This window comes from Methylobacterium sp. 22177 (genome assembly GCF_052045615.1).
Taxonomy (GTDB): domain Bacteria; phylum Pseudomonadota; class Alphaproteobacteria; order Rhizobiales; family Beijerinckiaceae; genus Methylobacterium; species Methylobacterium radiotolerans.
On sequence record NZ_JBQEPK010000084.1, the window covers coordinates 4,336 to 10,647 of the forward strand.

5 protein-coding genes are annotated in these 6,312 nt (G+C 73.3%); 1 reads left to right on the forward strand and 4 read right to left on the reverse strand.

The window, feature by feature from the left end; genetic code table 11:
• Positions 1-576 precede the first annotated feature (576 nt).
• Positions 577-1,392, forward strand: a complete 816-nt coding sequence (locus ACTJK8_RS31455) for an SDR family NAD(P)-dependent oxidoreductase (protein ID WP_440763124.1) — start codon at positions 577-579, stop codon at positions 1,390-1,392.
• A gap of 57 nt (positions 1,393-1,449) precedes the next feature.
• Here the strand turns inward: ACTJK8_RS31455 and ACTJK8_RS31460 are convergent, their stop codons facing one another.
• The 4 genes from ACTJK8_RS31460 to ACTJK8_RS31475 form a co-directional block, all read right to left on the reverse strand.
• A complete protein-coding gene (locus tag ACTJK8_RS31460) occupies positions 1,450-2,709 on the reverse strand; it encodes a sensor histidine kinase (protein ID WP_440763125.1) in 1,260 nt (419 codons plus the stop codon).
• Positions 2,710-2,828: 119 nt separating this feature from the next.
• Positions 2,829-5,075, reverse strand: coding sequence for a molybdopterin cofactor-binding domain-containing protein (locus ACTJK8_RS31465; RefSeq protein ID WP_440763126.1), 2,247 nt, complete (start codon positions 5,073-5,075; stop codon positions 2,829-2,831).
• Positions 5,076-5,086: 11 nt separating this feature from the next.
• On the reverse strand, positions 5,087-5,533 hold the full coding sequence (locus ACTJK8_RS31470; RefSeq protein ID WP_024830645.1) for a (2Fe-2S)-binding protein: 447 nt from the start codon (positions 5,531-5,533) through the stop codon (positions 5,087-5,089).
• A 280-nt stretch (positions 5,534-5,813) separates the two neighbouring features.
• Positions 5,814-6,312, reverse strand: a 499-nt coding sequence (locus tag ACTJK8_RS31475; RefSeq protein WP_182180696.1) for a DUF417 family protein, incomplete at its 5' end; no start/stop codon positions are given.

Sequence of the window (6,312 nt, forward strand, 5' to 3'; positions counted from 1 at the left end):
GCCATGTTCTCCGCCTTCTTCACCGCCCCGCTCTCGGTCTGCGCCGGCTCCTGCCGGGCCGGTCGCAACCGCTTCCGGTGCACCTCGAAGGGCTGCACCACGAACGCCGTCCTCATCGCCATCGCCGTCCTGTCCCCCGGTTTGTCACAGGTTCTCCACCGACCCTACCGGCCGGCCAAGGGCCGGCCGCGACAGGTGTTTTCGCGCCGTATTCACATTCGTCCAACGGCCCGGAAGAAACTTCTCGCCCGCAGATTGTGCCCGGCTCGCACCTGTGATCTGTTCCGCTTTCGTTCTAGCACGGCGAGGCGGCGGGCGCACCTCTCCCGGATCGGCGCGGCGGGTCCCGCGTGCCGATGCCGTCCGCGTGCCGCCGATCGGGCCGGGATCGGGCCGGGGTTGCGCCGGCCTCCCCGCGCCTGTTGGCGACCGCCCGCCGACGACTGCCTGACGCGCGTCGGACCGACCCGACCAGATCATACCAAGGTATGGCGTCGCCTCGCGTCGGTATAAATGTCCGGCTCCATCCCGGTCGCTACACTTTCCGTCATCCAACAGCGCAGACGGAGAGTTGTCATGACGGATCGTGCCAAGGGAATTGCTCTGATCACCGGCGCTTCGGGCGGGATCGGTGCGATCTATGCCGAACAGCTCGCCGCGCGCGGCTACGATCTCATCCTGACCGCCCGGAACTCGGATCGCCTGGAGGCGGTCGCGGAGACGGTGCGCGGGGCCTCCGGCCGCACCGTCGAGGCGCTCGCGGCGGACATCAACGACCGTGCCGGTCTTCGGCGCGTCGAGGACCGGCTGCGGGGCGACGCGGCGATCACCCTGCTGGTCAACAACGCCGGCTTCGGCTCGGCGGCCCCGCTGCTCCAGGCGGATCCGGACGAGATGGAGCGCATGATCGGCGTGAACGTCACGGCCGTGACGCGCCTCGCCTACGCGGCGGCGCCGGCCTTCGTCGCGCGGGGGCACGGGGCGATCATCAACGTCGCCTCGACCGTCGCCCTCAATCCCGAGCTGCTCAACGGCGTCTACGGGGCCAGCAAGGCTTACGTCCTGGCCTTCACCCAGGCGCTGCAGCACGAACTCGCCCCCAAGGGCGTCCGGATCCAGGCGGTCCTGCCCGGCGCGACGGCGACGGAGTTCTGGACCGTGGCCGGCGTCGGCGGCCACCGGAACCTCCCGGCCAGCATCGTCATGACGCCGGCCGATCTGGTCGCGGCCGCGCTGGCCGGGTTCGATGCCGGCGAGGTCGTCACGATCCCGCCCCTGGAGAACGGCGCGGCCTGGTCCGCGCTGGACGCCGCGCGCCTCGAGCTCGCCGCCCAGCTCGGCGCGTCGGCGCCGGCGAGCCGGTACCGGAGCGCGCGCGCCGTCGCGGCCTGAGGCGCCCGCGGGGGCGCCCCGACCGGGGACCCCTGCCCACTCCCCGCGGCGGGTCGGTCAGGCCCGGGCGAGCGGCAGGCGCACCGTGAACCGGGCGCCCGGCGCCCCGTCGCGGGAACGCGCGTCGATCGAGCCGCCGTGGGCCGCCACGATGGTCCGGCAGATCCGGAGGCCCAGGCCGAGCCCCTCGGTCCGCGTCGTGAAGAAGCCGTCGAACAGCCGGTCGACGGCGTCGGGATCGAGGCCCGGCCCGTTGTCGACGACGTCCACCGTGATCGATCCGTCCCGGCAGGTGGTCTCGACCGTGATCTCCGGCCCGGGCGTCCGCGCCTGCCGATGGATCTGGATGGCGTTCATCAGCAGGTTGACGAAGACCTGCTGCAGCTGGATCCGGTCCGCGGAGACCTGCGCGGCCGCGTCGGCCGCGTCGGCCGGGACGACGGTGAGCCTGATCTTGCCGCGGTTCAGGTCGTGCGCCACGAACTGCGCGGCCTCGGCCAGGATCTCCGCCACGGAGACGGGCGCGCGGACGCTGTCGCGTTTCGCGGCCATGCGCCGGGTGCGATCGATGATGTCCCCGGCCCGCGTGACCTGATCGACGATGCGCTGGCATTGCCGCCGGAGCAGGTCGCGGTCGAGATCCGCGCGGTCGAGCAGGCGCAGCATCGCCCCGGCGGTCATGCCGATCGACGACAGGGGCTGCCCGATCTCGTGCGCGATCGACGCCGAGAGTTCGCCCAGCGTCGAGATCCGGGAGACGTGGGCGAGCTCGTCGCGCAGGACTTCCAGGGACATCTGCCGCTCGACGTGCTCGGTGATGTCCACGAAGGAGGCGAGCCAGAGGCCGGAGCTGGCGCCGTCCGCCCGCGGGACCACGCAGAACAGCGTCTCGAAGCGCGAGCCGTCGAGCCGGACGCTGTGCGCCTGCTGCTGGAACGCGGTCGCGCCGGCCGCGAAGGCCCGGGCGGAGTTCACCTGGGCGGTGCAGAGGGGGTCGAAGAAGCGCTGCGTGCGCTGCCCGATCATGTCCGCGCGGCCGCCGGCGCCGAACATCCGCACCGCCGCCTCGTTGACGTCGAGGATGACCATCCCGTGCCGCAGGCGGTCGGCCACGTCCGGACGCGCGTCGAGATGGCCGGCGATGTCGGTGATCCCGGCCGCCCGGAGCGCGTCCAGGGTGGCGACCCGCTCGCGGGCATCGACGACGACGAAGCCGATCGTCGAGACCTTCATGCAGACGAGGTACCACGCGTCGTTCCAGTCGGCCTCGCTGGCCACGACGATCCGGTCGTCCGTCGGCGTCAGACCGATGCTCATGTCCACGGTTCCCGGGGCCGGCCCCAGTGCTGGCCCGCCGCACCCCCGGTATACGGCATGCGAAAATCCCGCTTCCAGTCGCGAAGCGGGACTTTCGGGGGGCGGCGGCCTCGCCGGCGTCAGGCCCCCGAGAGGGTCTCCTTGGCCAGGGGCAGGCTGCGCAGGCGTCGGCCGGTCAGCGCCGCGACCGCGTTGACCACCGCCGGCGGCACGCCGGGCAGGCCCGGCTCGCCGATGCCGCCCATCGGCGCCCCGCTCTCGACGATCGCCACGTGCACCCGCGGCATCCGCGCCCGGTCGAGGATCGGATAGGCGTCGAAGTTCCGCGCCTGCCGCTGCCCGCCCTCGTAGACCACCTGCTCCAGCAGCGTCGACGAGAGGCCGAGCGCCGCCGCGCTCTCGACCTGGCGCTTCACGATTGCCGGGTTGACCACCCGGCCCGGATCGATGGCGATCCAGAGATCGTGCACCCGGGCCTCGCCGTTCTCGAGCGACACCTCGGCGATCGTCGCCGTCTCCGACCCGAACGGCGAGGCCATCGACACGCCCCGCGCGCGTCGCGTGCCGTCCGCCGCCTGGAACGGCCCGCGCGTCCAGCCGCCGGCGAGGTCGGCCACCGCCTGCAGCAGGGTGCGGTGGCGGGCGCTGTCCTTCAGGAGCGTCATCCGGAGGGCGAACGGGTCCTGGCCGCCGGCCTGCGCGATCTCGTCGAGGAAGCTCTCGTAGAAGTAGTCGTTCATCGAGTGCCCGACCGAGCGCCAGAACGCGATGGTCACCGGGTGCGGCACCTTCACGTAGGTGAGCCGCCGGTTCGGGATGGCGTAGGGCTTCTGGTCGAGGCCCTCCACCACCGAGGAATCCACCGGCCCCTTGAACAGCGCGCCGAACCAGCGCCCGATCGGGCCCTCCCCCACCGCGGTGGTCTCCAGCGCCACCGGCATCCCGTCCGGCCCGAGGGCCGCCTTGAACCGGGCGAAGCTCAGGGGGCGCAGCGCGTCCATGCCGAACTCCTCCTCCCGCGACCACAGCACCCGCACCGGCCTGCCCGTCGCCTTCGCGAGCAGGATCGCCTGCGGGAACGGGCTGGCCGGCCCGTAGTGGAAGTGGCGCCCGAAGAAGCCGCCGAGCATCGGCGAGTGGATGCGGACCTGATCCGGCTGCAGCCCGGCCGTCTTGGCGGCGACCTGCTGGAACAGCTCCGGCATCTGGTTCGGCACCCAGAGGTCGAGGCTGCCGTCGGGAGCGAAGCGGGCCACCGCCGAGGGCGGCTCCAGCTGCGCGTGCGCGAGGTAGGGGGCGTCGTACGCGGCCTCGACGACTCGGGTCGCGCCCGCGAAGGCGGCGTCCGGATCGCCCGCCTGCTCGGCCGGAACGCCGGGGCCGGGCGCGTCCCGGAGGGCGGCCAGCATCGCGGCCGAGGAGAAGCCGGCCGAGACGGTCGCGACGCCGTCGGGCGCCGGCCGGCTCCAGGTCACCTGCAGGGCCTCCGCGGCCGTGCGGGCCCGCCACCACGTGTCGGCCACCACCGCCACCGCGCCCGGCAGGCGCTCGACCGCCTGGACGCCCGGCATCGCCCGGACCTCCGCCGCGTTGGTGATCGTCTCCGGCTCGGTGCCGAGATGCGGCGCGTGCCGGATCGCGGCGTGAACCATGCCGTCGAGCCGGATGTCGATGCTGTAGACGGCCCGGCCGGTGGACTTGTCGCGCATGTCGAGGCGCGCCACCGGCTTGCCGATCCAGCGGAAGTCCTTCGGATCCTTCAAGGTCACGTCGTCGCGCGGCTGCAGCGCGAGCGCCGCGGCGGCGAGGGCGCCGTAGCCGAGGCTCCGGCCCGAGGCGGCGTGGATCACGCGGCCGTTCCCGGTGGTCAGGCCGGCCTGCGGCACGGCGAGTTCGGCGGCCGCCGCCCGCAGCAGCATCTCGCGGGCGGTGGCGCCGAGGCGGCGCATGGCCTCGAAGCTCGAGCGGGTGGAGAAGGATCCGCCGGTCATGCGCAGGCCGTTGACGACCGCGTAATCGGGGCCGGGCGGGGCGCATTCCACCGCGAAGCGCGCCGGGTCGAGGTCGAGCTCCTCGCCAATCGTCTGGGCGAGGCCGGTGTTGATGCCCTGGCCACCCTCCACGAAGGGGCTGAGCAGGCGCACGCTGTCGTCGGGGCGGATCTCCAGGAACGCTGCCACGCGGGTCCCGGGTTTCGGGGCGACGGCCGCCGGGCCCTCGGCGCGGGTCTGGGCGGCGGCCGGCGCCAGCCGCAGGCCGACCCCGAGGACCAGCGCGCCCGAGGCCGCCCCCAGGAAGCCGCGGCGGGAGAGGTTGCGGACCGGTTCGCGGCGGTCCGGGCGGGTGCGGGGCGAGCGGTCGGTCATCGTGCGCCTCCTCAGGCCGCGGCCTGCCGCACGGCGGCGGCGATGGCGTTGTAGGTTCCGCACCGGCACAGGTTGGTCATGGCGCCGGCGATGTCGGCCTCGGTCGGTTTCGGGGTCTGCTTGAGCAGGCTCGTGGCGGCCATGACCTGCCCGGACTGGCAGTAGCCGCACTGGGGCACCTCGATGCCGATCCAGGCGGCCACGACCCGGGCGCCGACCGGATCCTGCTCGATCGCCTCGATCGTGGTGATGGCTTGGTCGCCGACGCTCTCCAGCGGGACCTGGCAGGAGCGGGTCGCCGCGCCGTCGAGGAGCACCGTGCAGGCGCCGCACTGCCCGATGCCGCAGCCGTACTTCGTGCCGGTCAGCCCGAGGCTGTCGCGCAGGACGAACAGCAGCGGCGTGTCCGGTTCCGCGTCCACCGTGTAGCGGCGCGCATTGATCGTGAGCTGGACCATCGTTCGACCTCGTGGAATGGGGGACGGCGCGACGTGTCTCGGCGTGCGAACCGGCCGGGCGACGTGTGTCCGGGGGCGGCCAAAGGCGCGGCCTGTGTCGTGTGCTGTATCGCGAGAGGTACAGCCGCTCCCGGCCGCGCGGAATCATACGAAGGTTAGGGGTCGTCACCCGAAACGGTGCCTCTCTGCGGCCGGATCCGAGATCAGGGTCGGCCGAAGACAGTCCATCGTCCCGGGTCTCGGTCCTGAACGCTTCCCGCGGCCGCACGTGGGCGGCCGTTCACGCCTTCGCGGCGAGGGCGGGCTCCGGGGCCCGGGCCGCCGGCGCGGACGCCTCGCGCAGGACGGCGCGGGCGCTGTCGGCGAGGACGAGCCAGGCGCCGGCCATGAGGGTGACGTCCTTGAGGACGAGGCGGCCCGCGCCCGACAGGTAGGGGAAGCCGTGCTGGGCATCGCCGAGCGCGGCGACCCAGGCCTCGGGGGTGGTGACGAGGAACGACAGGGTCACCACCGGGGTGAGGAAGGCGAGCACCGCCCCGGCCAAGCCCAGCCGCCGCGACACCAGGCCGGCGAGGACGAGCAGGCCGATCAGCAGCTCGACCGTGCCGAGGCCGCGGGAGAACGCGTAGGTGTGGTTGGCCGTCTGCCACGCGCGGGCGGCGAGGTTGAGCTCGCCCTCGTGGGTGAGGTGCTGGGCGTACTGGTCGGGGTGGGCGTAGAAGAACGCCATGACCGGGCTGTTGGCGACGAAGGGCGTGATGCTGTCGGCCTCGTAGGGC